This window comes from Vibrio sp. L85 (assembly GCF_963871815.1).
Classification (GTDB): Bacteria; Pseudomonadota; Gammaproteobacteria; order Enterobacterales; family Vibrionaceae; genus Vibrio; species Vibrio harveyi.
Window position 1 is genome coordinate 83096 of sequence record NZ_CAWMYL010000022.1, and the last position, 20808, is coordinate 103903.

General features: G+C 44.4%; 23 protein-coding genes and 1 other annotated feature. Of the genes, 13 read left to right on the top strand and 10 right to left on the bottom strand.

Annotation, left to right across the window (positions count from 1 at the left end; all coding sequences use genetic code 11):
* The first annotated feature begins 1 nt into the window (after position 1).
* The 9 genes from tet(35) (at position 2) to hisIE (ending at position 9146) form a co-directional block, all read left to right on the top strand.
* Positions 2-1603: a tetracycline efflux Na+/H+ antiporter family transporter Tet(35) gene (gene tet(35) / locus AACR11_RS05065; protein ID WP_029789480.1), complete on the top strand. Its 1602-nt coding sequence runs from the start codon at positions 2-4 to the stop codon at positions 1601-1603.
* Positions 1604-1782: 179 nt separating this feature from the next.
* Positions 1783-1920 (top strand) — a sequence feature (His leader region).
* Between the two features lie 55 nt (positions 1921-1975).
* A complete protein-coding gene (gene hisG / locus AACR11_RS05070) occupies positions 1976-2872 on the top strand; it encodes an ATP phosphoribosyltransferase (RefSeq protein ID WP_005450765.1) in 897 nt (298 codons plus the stop codon).
* Positions 2873-2877: 5 nt separating this feature from the next.
* Complete coding sequence (gene hisD, locus AACR11_RS05075; RefSeq protein ID WP_079325586.1) at positions 2878-4170, top strand: histidinol dehydrogenase; 1293 nt, start codon at positions 2878-2880, stop codon at positions 4168-4170.
* A 12-nt stretch (positions 4171-4182) separates the two neighbouring features.
* Entirely contained in the window at positions 4183-5223 is a 1041-nt protein-coding gene (gene hisC / locus AACR11_RS05080; protein ID WP_029789478.1) for a histidinol-phosphate transaminase, read from the top strand.
* A gap of 71 nt (positions 5224-5294) precedes the next feature.
* Positions 5295-6368 (top strand): bifunctional histidinol-phosphatase/imidazoleglycerol-phosphate dehydratase HisB, encoded by a 1074-nt coding sequence (hisB, locus tag AACR11_RS05085; RefSeq protein WP_005450760.1) that lies wholly within the window; start codon positions 5295-5297, stop codon positions 6366-6368.
* 26 nt (positions 6369-6394) lie between these two features.
* Positions 6395-7009, top strand: a complete 615-nt coding sequence (gene hisH / locus AACR11_RS05090) for an imidazole glycerol phosphate synthase subunit HisH (RefSeq protein WP_005450758.1) — start codon at positions 6395-6397, stop codon at positions 7007-7009.
* Between the two features lie 12 nt (positions 7010-7021).
* Positions 7022-7759 (top strand): 1-(5-phosphoribosyl)-5-[(5-phosphoribosylamino)methylideneamino]imidazole-4-carboxamide isomerase, encoded by a 738-nt coding sequence (gene hisA / locus AACR11_RS05095; protein ID WP_005450756.1) that lies wholly within the window; start codon positions 7022-7024, stop codon positions 7757-7759.
* Positions 7741-8514 carry an imidazole glycerol phosphate synthase subunit HisF gene (gene hisF / locus AACR11_RS05100; protein WP_029789477.1) on the top strand — a complete coding sequence of 258 codons (774 nt, stop codon included), beginning with the start codon at positions 7741-7743 and terminating at the stop codon, positions 8512-8514. Before hisA ends, hisF begins: the two co-directional genes overlap by 19 nt.
* A complete protein-coding gene (gene hisIE, locus AACR11_RS05105; protein WP_005450749.1) occupies positions 8511-9146 on the top strand; it encodes a bifunctional phosphoribosyl-AMP cyclohydrolase/phosphoribosyl-ATP diphosphatase HisIE in 636 nt (211 codons plus the stop codon). Before hisF ends, hisIE begins: the two co-directional genes overlap by 4 nt.
* A gap of 280 nt (positions 9147-9426) precedes the next feature.
* Here hisIE and AACR11_RS05110 read toward each other — a convergent pair whose 3' ends face one another.
* From AACR11_RS05110 to AACR11_RS05125, 4 genes are all read right to left on the bottom strand, one after another.
* Positions 9427-9942 carry a YchJ family protein gene (locus AACR11_RS05110; protein ID WP_033001391.1) on the bottom strand — a complete coding sequence of 172 codons (516 nt, stop codon included), beginning with the start codon at positions 9940-9942 and terminating at the stop codon, positions 9427-9429.
* A gap of 137 nt (positions 9943-10079) precedes the next feature.
* The gene (locus AACR11_RS05115) at positions 10080-11294 is read right to left on the bottom strand and encodes an EAL and HDOD domain-containing protein (RefSeq protein ID WP_009698175.1); all 1215 of its coding nucleotides are present in this window, start codon (positions 11292-11294) and stop codon (positions 10080-10082) included.
* A 99-nt stretch (positions 11295-11393) separates the two neighbouring features.
* On the bottom strand, positions 11394-12131 hold the full coding sequence (gene lpxH / locus AACR11_RS05120) for a UDP-2,3-diacylglucosamine diphosphatase (protein WP_026138395.1): 738 nt from the start codon (positions 12129-12131) through the stop codon (positions 11394-11396).
* Between the two features lie 60 nt (positions 12132-12191).
* Positions 12192-12686: a peptidylprolyl isomerase gene (locus tag AACR11_RS05125; protein WP_029789475.1), complete on the bottom strand. Its 495-nt coding sequence runs from the start codon at positions 12684-12686 to the stop codon at positions 12192-12194.
* 204 nt (positions 12687-12890) lie between these two features.
* Here AACR11_RS05125 and cysS point away from each other — a divergent pair, with 204 nt between their 5' ends.
* Both cysS and AACR11_RS05135 read left to right on the top strand, forming a co-directional pair.
* Entirely contained in the window at positions 12891-14273 is a 1383-nt protein-coding gene (gene cysS / locus AACR11_RS05130; protein ID WP_005437232.1) for a cysteine--tRNA ligase, read from the top strand.
* 84 nt (positions 14274-14357) lie between these two features.
* On the top strand, positions 14358-14936 hold the full coding sequence (locus AACR11_RS05135) for a thymidine kinase (RefSeq protein WP_005450744.1): 579 nt from the start codon (positions 14358-14360) through the stop codon (positions 14934-14936).
* Between the two features lie 85 nt (positions 14937-15021).
* Here the strand turns inward: AACR11_RS05135 and AACR11_RS05140 are convergent, their stop codons facing one another.
* From AACR11_RS05140 to AACR11_RS05150, 3 genes are read right to left on the bottom strand one after another with little or no spacing between them, the layout of a single operon-like run.
* Positions 15022-15660 carry a YdcF family protein gene (locus tag AACR11_RS05140; RefSeq protein WP_029789474.1) on the bottom strand — a complete coding sequence of 213 codons (639 nt, stop codon included), beginning with the start codon at positions 15658-15660 and terminating at the stop codon, positions 15022-15024.
* Complete coding sequence (locus AACR11_RS05145) at positions 15657-16484, bottom strand: NAD(P)H-binding protein (protein ID WP_029789473.1); 828 nt, start codon at positions 16482-16484, stop codon at positions 15657-15659. Before AACR11_RS05145 ends, AACR11_RS05140 begins: the two co-directional genes overlap by 4 nt.
* Positions 16485-16513: 29 nt before the next feature.
* Complete coding sequence (locus AACR11_RS05150) at positions 16514-17386, bottom strand: LysR family transcriptional regulator (RefSeq protein ID WP_029789471.1); 873 nt, start codon at positions 17384-17386, stop codon at positions 16514-16516.
* Between the two features lie 89 nt (positions 17387-17475).
* Here AACR11_RS05150 and AACR11_RS05155 point away from each other — a divergent pair, with 89 nt between their 5' ends.
* Positions 17476-17898, top strand: coding sequence for a PACE efflux transporter (locus AACR11_RS05155; RefSeq protein WP_005450737.1), 423 nt, complete (start codon positions 17476-17478; stop codon positions 17896-17898).
* A gap of 87 nt (positions 17899-17985) precedes the next feature.
* On the opposite strand, the gene AACR11_RS05160 is transcribed toward AACR11_RS05155, so the two are convergent.
* Positions 17986-18222: a TIGR02647 family protein gene (locus AACR11_RS05160; RefSeq protein ID WP_005430269.1), complete on the bottom strand. Its 237-nt coding sequence runs from the start codon at positions 18220-18222 to the stop codon at positions 17986-17988.
* 299 nt (positions 18223-18521) lie between these two features.
* On the opposite strand from AACR11_RS05160, the gene focA reads away from it, so the two are divergent.
* Positions 18522-19382 carry a formate transporter FocA gene (gene focA, locus AACR11_RS05165; RefSeq protein WP_005450735.1) on the top strand — a complete coding sequence of 287 codons (861 nt, stop codon included), beginning with the start codon at positions 18522-18524 and terminating at the stop codon, positions 19380-19382.
* Positions 19383-19445: 63 nt separating this feature from the next.
* Here the strand turns inward: focA and AACR11_RS05170 are convergent, their stop codons facing one another.
* The gene (locus AACR11_RS05170) at positions 19446-19583 is read right to left on the bottom strand and encodes a hypothetical protein (RefSeq protein WP_005450732.1); all 138 of its coding nucleotides are present in this window, start codon (positions 19581-19583) and stop codon (positions 19446-19448) included.
* Between the two features lie 249 nt (positions 19584-19832).
* Positions 19833-20633, bottom strand: a complete 801-nt coding sequence (locus AACR11_RS05175) for an ABC transporter permease (RefSeq protein ID WP_029789470.1) — start codon at positions 20631-20633, stop codon at positions 19833-19835.
* Positions 20634-20808: the final 175 nt, after the last annotated feature.

Below are 20808 nucleotides of genomic sequence, written 5' to 3' on the forward strand. Positions count from 1 at the left end.
CATGAATTTAATAGATTTTGCACATTCTCCTGTTTCGTTATTACCGCCTATTGTCGCGCTGACGCTGGCGATTCTAACTCGACGTGTTTTAGTTTCTCTTGGTGTTGGTATCGTACTGGGTGCGGTACTTCTTAACGATTGGTCTATCGGTAATACGGTAGGTTATGTTAGTTCTCAAGTTTCTTCTGTCTTTATTGAAGACGGTGGTATCAATACTTGGAACATGAGTATTGTTGGCTTCCTTATTCTTTTAGGTATGACAACAGCGTTGTTAACACTTTCTGGTGGTACTCGTGCTTTCGCTGAATGGGCGCAAACACGCGTAAAAAGTAAACGTGGCTCTAAACTTCTTGCAGCTTTCCTTGGCGTATTCATTTTTGTCGACGATTACTTTAACAGTCTTGCTGTTGGTGCGATCTCTCGTCCAGTAACTGACCGCTTTTACGTCTCTCGCGCTAAGCTAGCGTACATCTTAGACTCCACAGCAGCACCTATGTGTGTGATCATGCCAGCATCAAGCTGGGGTGCATACATCATTACTATTATCGGTGGTATCTTGGTGTCACATGGCATCACAGAATATTCTGCACTAGGCGCTTATGTTCGCCTTATCCCAATGAACTTCTACGCTGTGTTTGCTCTGCTAATGGTATTCGCAGTGGCGTGGTTTGGTTTGGATATTGGTAAGATGCGTGATCACGAAATCGCGGCGTCTCAAGGCCGTGGTTTCGATAAAGATAAAGAAAATGATACTCAAGAAGCGCATGAGCTAAATGAAGAGCTAGATATCCGTGAAAGTGAGAAGGGTAAGGTTTCTGACCTAGTTCTTCCAATCGTTACGCTTATTGTGGCAACGATTGCTTCAATGCTTTACACCGGTGGTCAAGCACTAGCAGCAGATGGCAAAGAATTTGCTTTGTTAGGTGCGTTTGAGAATACTGATGTTGGTACTTCTCTAATTTACGGTAGCTTACTTGGTCTTGCTGTCGCGCTATTTACGGTGCTGAAGCAAGGTTTACCAATGGTTGAGATTGCACGTACGCTTTGGATTGGTGCTAAATCAATGTTTGGTGCAATCCTAATCTTAGTGTTTGCTTGGACTATAGGTTCTGTTATCGGTGACATGAAGACAGGTTCTTACCTATCTACAATGGCACAAGGCAACATCAACCCACACTGGCTGCCAGTTATCCTATTCTTGCTGTCTGGTCTAATGGCGTTCTCGACAGGTACTTCATGGGGTACGTTCGGTATCATGCTACCAATCGCGGGCGATATGGCTGGCGCAACAGATGTAGCGCTTATGCTACCAATGCTAAGTGCGGTTCTTGCTGGTGCGGTATTCGGTGACCACTGTTCTCCAATCTCAGATACGACTATCTTGTCATCGACTGGTGCACGTTGTAACCATATCGATCACGTATCAACTCAGTTACCTTATGCATTATCAGTCGCGCTTGTTTCATGCGTGGGCTTTATTGCTCTTGGTATGACGGCTTCAATTGCGTTCTCTTTCATCGCAGCATCGATTACATTCATTATCGTTTGTGCGATTTTGTCATGGCTTTCGAAGTCAAAAATGGCATCTTGTCAGAGTGCATAAGTCGTTGAATTAAATGTTAAAATAACAGGGGGCTTCGGCCTCCTTTTTTATTTGTATTATACAATTCGTATTTTTTTAAAATTAAAGGTTGAAAAAAGTTAGCAGCTTAGTTAGTGTGGTTGTTAACGAAGCAACACAATCGAGCCTTAAATAAGTATGCGTAATTTTGTAATGAACATTCATCACCATCATCACCCAGCCTAGTCTTTCGGGAGATGCACGCATACCCGGGAGATAGGAAACTCCCGGAGGTGAAAATCAAAGTGAAAACAGATTTCAAACCCTCGGGAGACCAACATCTCTCGAGGGTTTTTTTAGTTTTACTGGTTTATAAAATATTTTAATTACCGAATCTGGCACAGGGATAAAGCAATGCAAACACAACGCTTAAGAATTGCAATTCAGAAAAAAGGTCGTCTAAGCAAAGAGAGCCAAGCTCTACTTAAAAAATGTGGCGTGAAGTTCAATGTAATGGGTGAGCGTTTAGTTGTTCATTCTGAAAATATGCCAATTGATTTGCTTTTGGTTCGTGACGACGATATTCCAGGTCTAATTATGGATGGCGTGGTTGACTTGGGCTTTATTGGTGAAAACGAATTAGAAGAAGTTCGTCTTGATCGCAAAGCACTGGGTGAACCGTCTGAATTTGTTCAACTTCGTCGACTTGATTTCGGTGGTTGCCGTTTATCTATCGCGATTGATAAAGACGAAGAGTACAACGGTCCTCAAGACTTAGCTGGAAAACGTATCGCTACAACTTACCCGCAACTGTTAAAAGCTTATATGGATGAAGCGGGTGTTCCATTCTCAACATGTATGTTGACAGGCTCAGTAGAAGTTGCTCCTCGCGCTGGTCTTGCTGATGCCATCGCTGACTTGGTCTCTACAGGTGCAACACTGGAAGCGAACGGTCTTAAAGAAGCTGAAATTATCTTCAAATCAAAAGCGACACTGATTCAACGTACTGGCGAATTCGATGCAGACAAAGTGGCGCTAATCGAAAAACTTCTTACCCGAATGCAAGGCGTACAGCAAGCGAAAGAGTCTAAGTACATCATGTTACACGCACCTGCAGAGAAGCTAGACCAAATCAAAGCTCTACTTCCTGGTGCTGAAGACCCAACGGTATTACCTCTATCTGCTGACAAGCAAAAAGTTGCGGTTCACTTGGTAAGTACTGAAAACCTGTTCTGGGAAACCATGGAACAGCTAAAAGAACTGGGTGCCAGCTCAATTCTAGTACTACCAATTGAAAAAATGATGGAGTAATCGCAATGAGAACAGTCGTATGGCAATCGCTAAGTGAAACGCAGCAAGACTCAATCCTAGAACGTCCTGCAATTACAGAAGGTGCGAATATCACTGCCGCGGTTTCTGAAGTAATCGCAAAAGTTCGCAAAGAAGGCGATGCTGCATTATTGGAGCTAACTGAGAGGTTTGACCGAGTGCAGCCGGAATCTATCCGTGTATCAGCTCAAGAAATCGATGAGGCATCAGCGCGTCTTTCTGAAAAAATGAAGAACGCACTGGAGCAAGCGTATGAAAACATTGCTAAGTTTCACAAAGCGCAGAAGCCGCAGCCAATCAAAGTAGAAACTCAACCGGGTGTAGTTTGTGAACAGGTAACGCGCCCAATTCAAAAAGTGGGTTTGTACATTCCCGGTGGCAGTGCGCCATTGCCATCGACTGTTTTGATGCTTGGGGTTCCTGCAAAAATTGCAGGCTGTCGTAAAGTGGTGCTTTGTTCTCCACCCCCAATTGCTGACGAGATCCTTTATGTAGCAAAACTGTGTGGCATTGATGAAGTGTACAATGTCGGCGGTGGTCAAGCCGTCGCAGCAATGGCTTACGGAACAGAAACCGTATCTAAAGTTGATAAGATCTTTGGTCCAGGTAACGCTTACGTGACAGAAGCAAAACGTCAGGTAAGTAATGATTTCCGTGGTGCAGCGATTGATATGCCAGCGGGTCCATCAGAAGTGCTAGTGATTGCTGATGAAACGGCAGACCCAGATTTCATTGCAGCGGATTTGTTAAGCCAAGCAGAGCACGGTCCTGACTCTCAAGTGGTTCTTGTGACTCCTTCTCCTGTGCTTGCAGATCAAGTGACGGATGCTGTTCAACGTCAGCTTAAAGAGTTGTCTCGTGCGGACATTGCCGAGCAAGCATTAGCTTCAAGTTTGATTATTATTGCTGAGTCTCTGACTCAATCGGTTTCAATCTCAAATTACTACGGTCCTGAGCACTTAATTGTTCAGACGAAGAACCCACGCGAGCTTCTGCCTCTATTAGACAACGCAGGCTCTATTTTTCTTGGTGATTGGTCGCCTGAATCAGCAGGTGACTACGCATCGGGTACTAACCACGTTCTTCCTACTTACGGTTACACACGTACTTATTCAAGCTTAGGCTTGGCGGACTTCTCTAAGCGTATGACGATTCAAGAGCTATCTGCTGATGGTCTAAAGAACCTTGCCCCTACAGTAGTCACTATGGCTGAAGCAGAAGGCTTAGATGCACACAAACGTGCGGTGACTATCCGTGTAGAAAAATTGGCAGCGAAGTAAGAGGATATTGAGATGGAAAAGCTAGCGCGTAAACAAGTCCAAAAACTTACCCCTTATTTATCGGCTCGCCGAATTGGCGGTACTGGTGACGTATGGCTAAATGCCAACGAATCACCATTTAACAATGAATACAAAACAGACTTTGCTCGTCTTAATCGTTACAGCGAATGCCAACCGAAAGAACTAATTTCCGCTTACGCGGCGTATGCGGGTGTGAAACCAGAACAAACGCTGACTTCTCGCGGTGCAGATGAAGGCATTGAGCTACTGATTCGTGCTTTCTGTGAGCCGGGTGAAGATGCGATTCTTTACTGTCCACCGACTTACGGTATGTACGCTATCAGTGCCGAAACCGTCGGTGTTGAGCGCAAAACCGTACCACTGACGTCAGATTGGCAACTAGACCTTGCAGGCATCGAAGCCAATCTGGATAACGTGAAACTGGTTTTCGTATGTTCGCCAAACAACCCAACAGGTAACTTGGTTAAGCGTGAAGACATTGTGTCTCTGCTTGAGATGACAAAAGACCGAGCAATCGTTGTAATGGATGAAGCGTACATTGATTTTTGTCCAGAAGCGTCAACGGTAGATTTGCTGGCGCAATATCCGAACCTAGCAATTCTGCGTACTCTGTCGAAAGCTTTCGCGCTTGCTGGTCTGCGTTGTGGATTTACGCTTGCGAACGAAGAGCTGATTAATGTACTTCTTAAAGTTATCGCACCATATCCAGTACCGGTTCCAGTGGCAGAAATTGCTACTCAAGCGCTGTCTGAAGCAGGTCTAGCGCGAGCGAAGTTCCAAGTTCTCGACTTGAATGCAAACCGAGCTTACTTACAAGTTGGTTTGTCAATGATTCCGGGATTGGAAGTCTTTGAAGGATGGGGGAATTACCTATTGGTGAAGTTCCCAGATGGCGATGATCTTTTCAAAGCCGCTTGGGATACGGGCATTATTTTACGTAACTCACCAATCGAGAACTGTGTACGTATCAGTGTGGGTAACCGCGACGAGTGCGAAAAAACACTCGGATTTATCAGAAACTACTACTCATAAGTAGAAAAAGTATTTATCGCTCTCGCTCAATAGCGGGAGCGCCAAAAAGATATAGCAATAAGGAAGTTCGAGTGAGCAAACAACAAAAAATCCTTTTTATCGACCGTGATGGCACCTTAATTGTTGAGCCGCCGGTTGATTTTCAAGTAGACCGTTTAGATAAGCTTAAACTAGAGCCATTTGTTATCCCAAGCCTGTTGTCGTTGCAGGATGCCGGATACCGCCTAGTGATGGTAACGAACCAAGATGGTCTAGGTACCGACAGCTACCCACAAGAAGATTTCGACGCACCACACAACATGATGATGGAGATCTTTGAGTCTCAAGGTGTGAAGTTTGATGACGTGCTGATTTGTCCTCACTTTGATGAAGATAACTGCTCTTGCCGTAAGCCTAAATTGGGCTTGGTAAAAGAGTATCTACAAGGTGGCAAAGTTGATTTTCAAAACTCTGTTGTGATTGGTGATCGTCAAACCGATCTTCAACTTGCAGAAAATATGGCAATTCGTGGTATTCAATACAACCCAGAAACCATGGGTTGGAAACAGATCCTGAAAGATCTGACGGTGAAAGCTCGTGTTGCTGAAGTGATTCGTACCACGAAAGAAACGGATATCAAAGTTGCGGTTAATCTTGATGAGCAAGGCGGTAATGACATCTCAACGGGTCTTGGTTTCTTCGACCACATGTTGGATCAAATTGCGACGCACGGTGGATTCCAAATGGTGTGCAAAGTGGAAGGAGACCTTCACATTGATGATCACCACACAGTAGAAGATACCGCTCTTGCCTTGGGTCAGGCGTTGAAAGAAGCGCTGGGTGACAAGCGTGGTATTGGTCGCTTTGGTTTCAGCCTGCCAATGGATGAGTGTTTAGCACAATGTGCGCTAGACCTATCAGGTCGTCCCTACCTTAAGTTCGACGCGCAGTTTAGCCGTGAGCAAGTGGGGGATCTTTCAACAGAGATGGTGGTTCACTTCTTCCGTTCTCTGACTGACACCCTAGCGTGTACGCTGCACCTGTCTTCTGCGGGCAATAATGACCACCACATCATTGAAAGCTTGTTTAAAGCGTTTGGTCGTACTTTACGTCAAGCAATCAAAGTAGAAGGCACTGAGCTACCAAGTAGTAAAGGCGTGCTTTAAGGCTCACGTTAGCAAGGAGAAAAACAGTGACAGAACAGAAAGTTGTCATTATCGATACTGGCTGTGCCAACGTTTCTTCGGTGAAGTTTGCCATCGAACGCCTAGGTTATGACGTAACTATTTCAAAAGATCCACAAGTTGTATTGGCAGCTGACAAGTTATTTCTACCGGGAGTGGGGACTGCCAGTGAAGCGATGAAGAACCTAGAAGAGCGCGATCTTATCAGCTTGGTAAAACAGGTAGAAAAGCCTTTGCTAGGTATCTGTTTAGGCATGCAACTATTGGGCAAAGTGTCTCAAGAGAAAGGGCAGAAAGCAGATGAGTTGGTTGAGTGTCTTGGACTTTGTGATGGCGAAGTGAAGTTGCTACAAACCGGCGATTTACCGCTGCCGCATATGGGGTGGAATACAGTGTCTGCAAAAGCAGGTAACCCACTGTTCAAAGGCATTGAAGAAGGTGAGTACTTCTACTTTGTACACAGCTTTGCAATGCCTGTCGGGGATTACACGATTGCCGAGTGTGAATACGGCAACCCGTTCACAGCAGCAGTACAAAGTGGCAACTACTACGGTGTGCAGTTCCACCCTGAGCGTTCTTCAAAAGCAGGCGCGAAGCTTATTCAAAACTTCTTAGAATTATAAAAGGGATTTAGTGTGATTATTCCAGCTCTTGATTTAATTGAAGGACAGGTGGTTCGCCTTTATCAAGGTGATTACGGTCAAGTTACCGAGTACAAAGTCGACCCAGCAAAGCAGTTTAATTTGTACCACCAAGCGGGTGCTAACTGGCTACACTTAGTGGATTTAACTGGCGCGAAAGACACGACAGCACGCCAGTTAGATTTGATTGCAAAACTACTAGCAAGCACACCAGCAAACATCCAAATCGGTGGCGGTGTGCGTACAGAGCAAGACGTGGTTGACCTGCTAGAAGCGGGTGCTCAGCGTGTTGTCGTTGGTTCTACAGCGGTAAAACAGCCAGAGCTTGTGAAAGGTTGGATGGAAAAATACGGTGCAGAGAAAATTGTTCTCGCGCTAGACATCAACATCGATCAAGACGGCACGCGTAAGGTAGCGATCTCTGGTTGGCAAGAAGATTCAGGCGTGACTATCGAAGCATTGATCAACGATTATCTGACGGTAGGTCTACAGCATGTGCTTTGCACGGACATTTCTCGTGACGGTACGCTAGAAGGTTCAAACGTTGAGCTTTACGTCGACTTGTGTAAACAGTACCCGCAAGTGCAGTTCCAATCTTCAGGTGGCATCGGTTCATTAGCGGATATCGAAGCACTAAAAGGCAGTGGTGTGGCTGGCGTGATTGTTGGTCGTGCATTGTTAGATGGTAAGTTCACAGCAGAGGAGGCGTTTGCATGTTGGCAAAGCGAATAATTCCATGTCTTGATGTTCGTGATGGACAAGTGGTGAAGGGCGTCCAGTTTCGCAACCACGAAATTATTGGTGACATCGTTCCTCTGGCGCAGCGTTATGCTGAAGAAGGCGCTGACGAGCTTGTGTTCTACGATATTACTGCTTCAAGTGATGGTCGTGTCGTCGATAAAAGTTGGGTCGCTCGCGTTGCAGAAGTGATTGATATCCCGTTCTGTGTGGCTGGTGGTATTAAATCAGCAGAAGACGCGGCGCGCATTCTTGAGTTTGGTGCAGATAAGGTATCGATTAACTCTCCTGCTTTGGCAAACCCTCAGTTGATTACTGACCTTGCTGATAAGTTTGGTGTGCAATGTATCGTCGTTGGTATCGATTCATACTACGACAAAGAGACGGGCAAGTATCAGGTTTACCAGTTTACTGGTGATGAAGAACGCACCAAAGCGACCCAATGGGAAACGCGTGATTGGGTACGAGAAGTACAAAAACGCGGCGCTGGTGAAATCGTACTGAACATGATGAACCAAGACGGCGTGCGTAACGGCTACGATATTGAACAACTTAATATGGTGCGTGAAGTGTGTAACGTGCCATTGATTGCATCGGGCGGTGCAGGTGCCATGGAGCATTTCGCAGAAGCCTACCAAAAAGCAAATGTGGATGGTGCGCTTGCCGCATCGGTATTCCACAAGCAAGTCATCAATATTGGTGAACTAAAGCAGTATTTGAAACAACAAGGCATTGAGGTACGACTATGAGTGTGAAAGCCGCCGAAGTAAGTTCGCTAGCTGAGCGAATCAACTGGGAAAAGGTGGATGGTCTGGTACCTGCCATCGTACAAGATTTCCAATCAAGCCAAGTGCTGATGATGGGTTACATGAACCAAGATGCGTTGGCAAAAACGGGCGAAACAGGTCAAGTGACGTTTTTCTCTCGTACCAAGCAACGTCTTTGGACGAAAGGTGAGACCTCTGGCAACGTATTGCAATTGGTGAACATTCAACTCGATTGCGACAATGATACGCTACTGGTGAAAGTGAATCCCATTGGTCCTACGTGTCACTTGGGTAACACAACTTGCTGGGATGTGGACCCTCAAGAGGAGTCACAAATGGTGTGGCTTCATCAACTTGAGCAGCTATTGGCTGCCCGCAAGAGTGCCGACCCAGATTCCTCTTATACTGCCAGTCTTTATGCCCGTGGCACCAAGCGTATTTCGCAAAAAGTGGGCGAAGAAGGCGTTGAAGTCGCGCTTGCGGCGACGTCGGGCGATAAGGCGGAGTTAGTGTGTGAATCAGCAGACTTGATTTACCACTTGCTGGTATTGCTTCAGGACCAAGGTCTATCGATGAATGACGTGGTGAATAAACTGAAAGAGCGTCATAAATAAGCCTGCTATAGATAAATGAAAGCCCCTATGACTCGGGAGTCTAGGGGCTTTTTTAATTTAGTGTTCTTGGTTCGGGGTAAACCTCGGCGACAGTGCGAGTGGCGATTGGATTCTGAATCACGCTCGTCCCTCGCTGTTCAGAATGACAGTATATTTTCTAATGGTGCTTGCAGTAGAGTTATCTACTTCAAACAGGTACATATATTCACGTCATTTCGACAAGCCTAAGCGATGTCAAGAATCCAATTAAATCGAGTTTAATAAGCTAGGTATGGATGCTTTACCCACAACACTTCTTAAATTTCTTACCACTTCCACAGATACACGGGTCATTGCGACCTACTTTTAGGCTACTTACTGGCTGGCTTAAGCGTGGATCTTGTTCTGGTTCTTCTTCTGGTTCTTCTTCAGGAAATGTGCCGTCAATGTAGTACCAAAGCCCGTCTTCTTTTACAAAGCGAGAACGCTCTGTCATGCAGTAGCGTTTGCCGTCTTCATTAAAGTACGCATTGAACTCAACAAAACCTTCATTCTCGTTTCTACTCGCTTCGGCTTTTACTACCTCAAGCTTGCACCAATCGCTATCGATGGACTGGGCAATGCCTTCACGTTGTTCTTCTGCGTTACAGCTTGGGTGATATGTTTTTACCACGTAATCCACTAGACCCAACACATGTGCACTATAGCGAGAACGCATCAACTGCTCTGGAGTGATGACGTCAGCATGGTTATTGTGGGCGATTTCACAACACTGTGAGTAGGTGCGGTTAGACCCGCAAGGACAAGAAGAAGCCATAAAATGAAATCTCGATTAATTAAGCGGTAAAACAAACAACCTTTTACACCCAACTTATTCTCGCTGAACGTAGCATCGCGAGGTTACTTGGGCATATCAGTGAGGCTGGAGGTATTCTTTTGAGGCATTATAGCGATTTAGGGCGTTTGAGACAGCAGTTCTTGGGCCCACGCAGTGGATTGACTGAACGCCTTCGCTAATTGTGGTTCATTCAGTTTGAGCGCGTTACAGTACTTTTCCGTCGTTTCCCAATCGGCTTTCTCGTAAGCAATGATCATTGAAAGTAGGTAGCCTAATACACCTTTTCGACTGGTGAGTGCTTGTTTGATTTCCTCATCGACTGGAATGTCGCTGATTACATCGGATAGTGGCTGATCGAGTAGTGAGTCCAGCAGTGAAAACATACCTGTCAGGAATGCTTGCCCCGGATCATACTTGGTTTTCATCTGGCTCAACAAAATCTCACACATACGTGCGCGTTGAATCGCTAACGAATAGAGAGAGTCAGGTTTATCCTCGTGCACAGAGGCAATCGCCACAAGAGAAATAAAGCGTCTTAAGCGCTCTTCACCAAGGTAAACCAGAGCTTGACGGAAAGACTTAATCTTAGTTGTGAGCGTGTAACCTGAGTTTACGTAAGTCAACAGCTTATAAGACAAAGTCACATCAATAGAAAACAGACGTTCTACCTCATTGAAATCGATAGGTTTATCTGCAATTTCTTTGCACAGTTGTATAACCGTCAAAAACGCTGGGTTGAGGCGTTTTTTCTGAATCATCTCTGGCTTACTGAAAAAGTATCCTTGGAAGTAGTTAAACCCAGCATCCATCGCTTGCTCAAACTCTTCATAGGTTTCGACTTTTTCTGCTAAGAAGTCGATACCAAAATGTCCGAGAGAACGAATATAGATTGCAGCTTTATCTATAGGCACCAAACGGATATCAAACTTAATGATAGCGACGTATGGTAAGAAGCGCTTCCAAGCCTTGGTCGGAACGAAGTCATCTAATGCGACACGATAACCAGATGCGTGCAGATGTTTAATCGCATGAAGTAGCTCATCTGTCGGTTCGCAATCTTCCAGCACCTCTACAACTAACGACTCATTAGGAAATAGAGTAGGAACTAGGTTGACTAAACTTTGGTATGGAAAATTAACAAAGCCGAGTTTATCACCTAGTGTGCTGTAGTGAGTCGTCAAGAAGTGATCAGACAAAAGTCGGCTAGTCGCCATTTCTGGTTCTACTTCTGGAAAGGTGTTTTTCGGACCGTCACGAAAGAGAAGCTCGTACCCAATGGTACGCTTTTCTCTGTCTAGTATCGGTTGACGAGCTACGTATGAATACTTCAATGCGGTACTTTGTTCTGTTTAACTTAGTATTACGATGATAGCGATTTTTTGTAAAATTTCTATGCTTTACGCGTCAATCTTCTACACGCTCGACAAGCTTTACTTCAATTCTGTGTCAAACGGTCGTGTTTGTAAGTCAAAACCGTCAGAATTTACTTGTAAAACTGAGCCTTGGGTATACCAATCACCTAAAACGATGCGGGTGTTTTTAGCACCATTAAGTTCAAAAAAATGTGTATTTGGACGATGTGTATGACCGTGAATCATCAAGTTGACGCAGTTTTGAGACATAACACGTTCAACTTCGCCTTGGTTTACATCCATGATATCGAGAGACTTGGTTTTTTTATCATCTCGAATGTCTGATTGAACCTTGGTGACAATTCTTTTCTTAACGAACCAAGGAATTCGATTAAACAACCATTGAAGCCATGGTTTATGAACGGTTTTACGAAACTCTTGGTATTTCACATCATCAATGCAAAGTGTATCGCCATGTAAGATAACGGCTTTTTGACCATAGAGGTCAATCGTACAAACGTCGTCGAGCAACGTCATACCGGTTTCTTTGCAAAAGCGTTTACCTAGGAGGAAGTCTCGGTTGCCTTGGATGAAGAAAACAGGGACACCAGAATCCGTCAGCGCTTTAAATTCAGCGCGGATCTGGTCTGCGAAAGGGGTGTCATCATCGTCACCAATCCAAAACTCGAACAAATCACCGAGCACATACAAAGTATCTGCATGGATCGCCTCTGTACGCATGAACGTGACAAAGCACTCCGTGATGTCCGGACGTGATGGGGTAAGATGAAGATCAGATATAAATAATGTCGTCATAGAAATAAGGGGAGGCGAAGCCTCCCCACAAACTTATCTCTTAGTGGCAATTCTAAAGAATTACTCTTCGATTGTAGTACCAGTGATCATTACATCTTCTAGAGGTACGTCTTGGTGCATGCCGTAAGAACCAGTGCTAACGCCTTTGATCTTGTTTACGATGTCCATGCCTTCGATTACTTCACCGAATACACAGTAACCCCAACCATCTAGGCTTTCGCTACGAAAATCTAGGAACGTGTTGTTGTTTACGTTGATGAAGAACTGAGAGCTTGCTGAATGCGGCTCCATAGTACGAGCCATAGCAAGTGTACCCACTTTGTTGCTAAGACCGTTGTTTGCTTCGTTTTTGATAGGTGCACGTGTAGCTTTTTCACTTAGACCAGACTCCATACCACCACCTTGGATCATGAAGCCGTCAATAACACGGTGGAAAAGAGTGTTGTCGTAGAAACCGTCGCGGCAGTACTGAAGGAAGTTTGCGCTTGTCTCTGGCGCTTTCTCTTCGTTTAGTTGAATCTTGATGTCACCAAAATTAGTGTGAAGGGTGATCATGCTACTTTCCTTTACTGTGTTGTATTGAAACTGCGATTCTAGCCTAAGTTATTACGCTTTAAAAACTCAGGAAGAACAAATTCATAGTTTTGTGCTTGAAGTTTAGCCGATTATCGTTTTATCGGTTAATTGCTATTACCTAATAAGGTCTGAGTTGTTATACTCGGCGTTCTTGTTATTCATTCACAATCATAGATAGAGATCATGTTAAAGATATATAACACACTCACAAGACAGAAAGAGGAATTCAAACCAATTACAGCCGGCAAAGTTGGCATGTATGTCTGTGGAGTTACCATCTACGATCTCTGTCATATTGGTCACGGTCGTACTTTCGTTTCTTTTGATGTTGTTTCTCGTTACCTACGTTACCTTGGTTACGATCTAACGTTTGTACGCAACATCACTGATATAGACGACAAAATCATCAAACGCGCGGCAGAAAACGGCGAGTCTTGTGATTCACTTACTGAACGTTTGATCGGTGAAATGCACGCTGACTTTGATGCACTAAACATGAAACGTCCTGACGTTGAGCCTCGTGCGACTCAGTTCATTGCTGAAATCATCGAATTGGTTGAAAAGCTAATCGAGCGTGGTTTTGCTTACGTTGCAGACAACGGCGACGTAATGTTCGAAGTGGGCAAGTTCAACGAATACGGAAAACTGTCTAAGCAAGATCTTGACCAGCTTCAAGCTGGTGCTCGTGTCGATATCGAAACAGCAAAACGTAGCCCGCTAGACTTCGTACTTTGGAAGATGTCTAAACCGGGAGAGCCAACATGGGAATCACCATGGGGTCCAGGTCGTCCAGGTTGGCACATTGAGTGTTCTGCTATGAACTCGTCAATCCTAGGCAACCACTTCGACATTCATGGCGGCGGTTCTGATCTTCAGTTCCCACACCACGAGAACGAAATCGCGCAATCATGCTGTGCACACGACACTCAGTACGTGAACACATGGATGCACAGCGGCATGGTAATGGTAGACCGTGAGAAGATGTCAAAGTCTCTAGGTAACTTCTTTACTATCCGCGATGTTCTAGGTCACTACGATGCTGAGACCGTTCGTTACTTCCTAATGTCTGGTCACTACCGTAGCCAGCTAAACTACAGCGAAGATAACCTAAACCAAGCACGCGCGTCTCTTGAGCGTCTATACACATCTCTACGTGGTCTGGATCTAAATGCTGCGCCAGCGGGTGGTGAAGAATACGTAACTCGCTTTACAGCAGCGATGAACGATGACTTCAACACACCAGAAGCTTACTCAGTACTGTTTGACATGGCGCGTGAAGTAAACCGTCTGAAGACAGAAAACCTAGAGAAAGCGAGCGAGCTAGGTGCGCTAATGCGTGAACTGGCTGACGTGATCGGTATTCTTCACCAAGATCCAGAAGCATTCTTAAAAGGTGATGCAGGCGACGACGATGAAGTGGCTGAAATCGAAGCACTAATTAAGCTACGTAACGATTCTCGTGCAGCAAAAGATTGGGCTAACGCAGATATGGCTCGTGACAAGCTGACGGAAATGGGCATTGTTCTGGAAGATGGTCCAGAAGGCACAACGTGGCGACGTAAGTAATTGAATCTTTTAAAAGGGCTGATGATTCAGCCCTTTTCTTTACAAGCTTTTATAAATTCTAAACTTTAACGAAGGTAGTGCTCTGTGGCTCAGATGTATTTCTATTACTCGGCAATGAACGCGGGTAAATCGACAACTCTTCTTCAATCTTCATTTAACTACCAAGAACGTGGCATGACGCCTGTGATTTTCACAGCAGCGTTAGATGATCGCTACGGCGTAGGTAAAGTGAGCTCTCGTATTGGTTTGCAATCAGACGCGCATTTGTTCCGTCCAGATACCAACCTTTACCAAGAGATCGCGGCACTGCATGAAGTTGAAAAACGTCACTGTATCCTAATTGATGAGTGTCAGTTTTTGTCGAAAGAACAGGTTTACCAACTAACAGAAGTGGTTGATAAGCTGCATATTCCTGTACTCTGCTATGGTCTTCGTACCGATTTTCTAGGCGAACTTTTTGAAGGCAGCAAGTACCTGCTATCTTGGGCAGACAAGTTGGTGGAACTCAAAACGATTTGTCACTGTGGTCGCAAGGCAAACATGGTTATCCGTACTGATGAGCACGGTGTTGCAATCAAAGAAGGTGATCAAGTCGCAATCGGTGGTAACGATCGTTACGTATCCGTTTGTCGCCAGCATTATAAAGAAGCACTTGGTAAGTAAGCCAGTCTAGATAAGAGTTAGATAAGAAAAAGCCACCGAATTCGGTGGCTTTTTACTGTCTAGCTGTTGGTCCGTAAGTGAAGGATTACGCGAGACCAAACTCAAACTTTTCTTGAAGTGCTTGATAAGAAGACTCAACGTGGGCAGGAATCTCTTGTTTTGTTTGAAAGCCTTTCTCTGGGTAGGTTTTCACACGAGAAAAATCTTCCATGAGCGCTTCAAGCACCATCATTAGTGGCATTTCTTCGTTGATATATTCAAAGAAAGGGTGCGCTGTGGACGTGACTTGAAGCTGTGAATAAGGCGATTGCCACTGTTTTTCAAAGGTTGCAATGGCGCGTCTTTCCATAAATGGCTTTTGAACCAAAATCAGAGAGTCACAGCTAATCCCTTTTTCTTTCAATAACAGCTCAGTGAAGCAAACGTTCTCGCCACTGTTACTCGACTTTGTTTCGAGCAATATTGCTTCGCTCGGTACACCTGCAAGCTTGGCGATATCTGCAAAAGTCTCAGCTTCACTTCTCTCAAATAAACCATCCGTAAAACGCCCTTCGCCACCAGAAAATACAATGAGTGGCGCAAATTTTTGATGGTAAAGCTTAGCGGCGTGTTCGGCTACGCGTAAGTCATTACTGCACATTACAAATAGGCAGTCAGCAGGCTTTAGCTTATGCTTGAGTTGCATGTACTCCCACAAGGTTTCAATGTGTTGATAGAGTTTCATAGTGCGTCCAGCGTTGAGGTGAATTGGAACTGGTAACCAAGCGAGATAAGTTTGTCTGCAAGGATTCGCTTATCGGCGGTTTCGGTGACTGGCGGAAGGGCAATGTCTAAATCACTTTGCGTAATGGCAGCTTGATAAAACTCAGCTTTGCTGACGGTATTTGGCGTGGTCGCATTAACTACCTCATTTTCAATTTGATTGAGCGCGAAAGCCGTTGCCGCAACAGCATCGTTTTGATGCACCATATTCGCTGGCGCTTTGCGACTGACCTGTTTTAATCGCAACGCAAAGCGAGACGGGTGTCGGTCGGCACCAATCAAACCACTACAGCGAACGATAGCGTAGTCAATACCGGAGTCCATCACGTATTGCTCGGCTTGCAGCATAATACGTGCATTATCAGAGAAATGCGGATTGTCTTGCGCTAAAGCGAATGTGGCGTCTTCCTCTCTCATATCGACGGGCAAATTTGGATAGACCGTCGTTGAACTGACCATCAAAAGCTTTTCCACACCACTTACTTTTGCGGCTTCAACTAAACGTTGCCATTGCTGTGCGTATTCTTGTCCGTTTCCTTTGCGAAAACCTGGAGGAAACGATCCGACAATGCGTTCTATTTGTTTTTGTTTGATCAGTTCGACAATTTTTTGTTGAGCTCTTGGTTCGCTAAGGTCAAGTTGCGCCGTTCGTACGGAAGTGATTGGAAGTTCATCTAGCCTAGATTGGCTACGACGGGTAACCGTAACATGGTGTCCTTGGTCAGCTAAAGTTTGTGCAAGTGGCGCTCCTAGCCAGCCTGCGCCCACGATCAATATATTTGCCATCTGTATGTTCCTACGGTATGCCCTGATGACTACTCAAACAGGGTTTGTAACTCTAATCTGGCTTGTTGATGCAGGGGATCGGAATGCCATTTCTGATGTTGTATCAAATCAATGTTGACTTGCCATGCCAGTTTTGTGAATTCTTCGCCAAGTTTCACTAAGGTATTTGGTGCGTAAGACACCAAATGTTCAGGAAGAAAGCACCAGCCAAATCCCTTGTTCGCCAGTTCTAATAATATGTAGTAATCATCAGCGTACCAGATATCCGGGCTAAACGCCTGATTAAGACCGCTCACGTCTTCATTCTTTGAACGGATTACCAGTTGACGATGTTGCTTCAGCTCGTCGATGTTTCGGATTGGCTGTATTGCTAAAGGGTGTTGTGATGAGACAAACACATCAAAACCAATATGCCCTAGGTTAGATAAATCAACATTCTTAGGCATTTGTAAGTCACTTAAGATGATGCCCGTTGTCGCACGTTCTGATTTAATTAGTTCAATAATGTCAGGGCTGGATGCGGTCAAGCACTCCACCTGTAGACTTGGGAACTTTTTTTCTAAATTTTTCAATGCAATCGGGAGGCGGGTGAGCGGAATCCCCTCGTCAACAGCAAGGACAAGCTTGGTTGCAGGGCTGGAAAAAAGCTGAGACGCTTTATTATTCAGTCGGTCAAGTTGGCTAAGCGTTGCAAGTGCGTAAGGCATTAACTCATGACCTTTCTCCGTCAGTTTTGGATAACGACCAGTTCGATCAAAAAGGTCCACGCCGCAATCAAGTTCCATGTTCATGATGTGCTGACTGATCACCGATTGTGCTCGTCCAAGCTTACGGGCTGCTGCGGAGAAAGAACCAGCTTCTGATGTAGTGACGAAAGCTTGTAGTTGTTCAATAGTAAACATATCGTTTTAACCGATGGTACCTAACTTTTACTTATCTTAATGATAGATAAAATGCCAGTCATTGAGTAGAACTATTTAGGTAAAACATCATGACTCGTAACGAACGTATCTTTCACGCTGTACTATTTGAAATGATTGCATTGGCGATCATTATTCCTGCTGCTTCTTTAATAACAGGGAAGGGATCCAGTGACTTAGCTGTGGTGGGTATTGGTCTGAGTCTTTACACCGTAGTTTGGAACTACATTTATAACTTGTACTTTGACAAGTGGTTTGGTCCAAACCGCGAAGAGCGCAGTCTAGCGATGCGAATTGGTCACACTTTGGGGTTTGAAGGTGGATTAATCTTCTTGTCTATTCCGGTGATCGCGTGGTTTTTGGAAATCACTCTGCTACAGGCATTAGCGTTAGAAGCGGGCTTCTTAATTTTCTTCTTATTTTATGCAACGGGCTTTAACTGGGCGTATGATAAAATTCAACCATTTGGAAAAATGAGAAAGCTCATTGCTTAATATAGTGAGTCTAGATAAATTTAATTATCAAAAAAGCCACCATTGCGGTGGCTTTTTTAATTCCGATACTGGTTTATTTAAATATCGTTATTCAGCAGAAAGGACTCGGAGAATTTTATCTGCGTGTTCTGCAACTTCGATACCTTCGTCAGTTAGATAACCGCCATCAGGTTGTGTACATAGTTGTTTTTCGTACAGACGAGCAACGGCTGCCTGCATTTCTTCAGAAGCTTCTTTGTGGACTTTGATGCCTGTTGCTGCGCTGCTTAAATCGAATTGAAGAAGTAGGTTCAGTTCGGCGATATGGTCAGCTGAATATTTCATAGGTAATTCCTTCGTACTTTTTTATCCAAGCTAGTCTGAAAACTAAGGTTGAGCAATAGAAAACCCTTAGAAATGTTAAGTGTAGCGCTATAGCTCTGATATAACGCGGAAATTTTATTCTACGGTAAACATTTGACCCAAATATTAATAATGGTTAGGACAATAACTCATAGTTGAATTTTATCGATTACTCTCTCAACAACAACAAATTTGGTAAACATGAAAAATAGCCCTTGAAAAAGTCTGGAAATGGAGCGATTATCCGCGCCTCGTTAATTGTTTCTAAATGTTACACTTCCATGAACTTCAATCAGTTTGACTCATTATTACCACCTCAGGCTGCTGAACGTGCCGCCGAAGTAGGTGTTGGCAAAGCAACTAAAGCTCCAATGAAATCTTTCCTGTTGGCAATTTCAGCAGGTCTTCACATTGGTATCGCTTTTATTTTTTATACAACCGTAACCACAGGTGCTGGTGATCTTCCATGGGGCATTACACGTCTTATTGGTGGTTTGGCATTCAGTCTTGGTCTGATCTTAGTGGTAGTAACCGGCGGCGAGCTTTTTACTAGCTCAGTTCTTACGCTGGTGGCACGTGCAAGCGGCAAGATTTCATGGAAAGCCTTAATGAAAAACTGGCTGGTTGTGTACTTCGGTAACATGGTTGGTGCGGTTTTGCTTGTTGTGTGTATGCTGATCACCAAACAGTACATGTTCGACGGTGGTCAAGTGGGCTTGAATGCGATGGCTATTTCGCAGCACAAACTGCATCATGGCTTTTTCCAAGCTGTCGCGCTGGGCATCATGTGTAACGTTTTGGTATGTATCGCAGTTTGGATGACGTTCAGTGGTCGCACATTGACTGATAAAATCGCCGTAATGATCTTGCCGGTAGCTATGTTCGTTTCTGCTGGCTTTGAGCACTGTATCGCTAACATGTTCCAAGTACCAATGGCGATCGGTATTAAATACTTCGCACCTGAATCGTTTTGGCAAATGACAGGTGCAAACATTGCAGATTACGCGGATCTAAACATGATGGGATTCTTAGTGAACAACCTAATCCCTGTGACAATCGGTAATATCATCGGTGGTGGTGTCTTCGTTGGCATGTGGTATTGGATGATTTATCTACGTGATGAAGACAAGCATCTGAAATAACTTTTAAAAAAGGCAAGCTAAATGGCTTGCCTTTCTTTTATCTAAACTTCGCTCAACCGATGTTTAAACCAGTTCTTCGTTGATGCCATATTCGTTTGGAATCCAATGAGACGTCATTTCTACCGGTTCCTGAGTCAGCCAATCAACGGGCGAATCTGACTGCAACTCATCGAAGTTTTCTCGTACGGCTAACCTATCCATGGTGCTCTCCCTATGTCGTTTAATTGCACTTTAGAAGAGTAAGATGACGGTTCAATGACCAATCAGTGACCATTAAATTTCGCAGTGTACAGTGGTCTCAAAGTTGCGCTTATGTTTCTGGTTGCTTATGGGTTTTCGGGGTTTATCCACATTTTCTGTGGATAACCTGTCTCAAAGATCGTGAGTATCTTTTTTGATCGAGAAAAATTCATAAAATGAGACGCTTATGTGATGACGAAGTGACCGGTTTTATGTTTTTTCCTTGTTGATAAACTTCACTTTAATACGTCCTTCTTTGGTTTGTACACAACTTAGTGTCATCTCTAAAGTGATCGCTACAGACACACTGAGCATGACAAAAATCGCCAGCATAATAACCAATTGATACTTGATGGCGACCATCGGGCTAGCACCACCTAAGATCTGACCTGTCATCATACCAGGGAGCGTCACCAAGCCTGTTGTCGCCATAGAAGCAAGAATTGGCGCAAGGGATTTGCGAAGGGCTTCTTGAAGAAAAGGGAAGGAGGCATACCTAGGAGCGGCTCCCAATGAGATGGCTGCCTCGTACTCTGACTTGCGTTGTTCGAAAGCGGTGAATAAGTTCTGCAACGCGACAATATTGCTGCTTAAGCTATTGCCTAACAGCATGCCTGCTAACGGAATCATGTATTGGGCATTGTAGAATGGTTCTGGCTTTACGAGACCTAAAGTGATAGCGGCAAGAAGAGGGACTAGACTGCAAGACAAGCCAGTAATCAGTGGGAGCATGAGTGGTTTCTTCGGAAGATTAGCTTTGCCCACAATTGAGCTTGCTCCGACGACAACCATAATGGATAACCACAGTAAATTTACGAGTAAGCTATTTAGCTTAAAAAGGTATTCCAGATACACACCAACCAAAATGAGTTGCACTGTCATGCGCACAACACTCATCGCTGTATCTTTCGCAATTCCTAATTTATAGCGAGCATTGATGGTGAGTGGAACAATAAGAATCAAACTAAAAAGTGCAAGCTCAAACCAATTTATATCGACAACTTGATTCATAAACCTTCTCCCAAAATCAATGCTTTGATTCTAACGAAGTGGCATAGGTTTATGAATTGCTAAGCTCTGTTTTTTCGCAATCTCATCGACAAAATGATCGCTAAGACTTCGTGAAGTTTTCTTAACATAAAGATCACAAAGCATTGTCTTTAGTCGAAAAAATAGCGATTTAGTA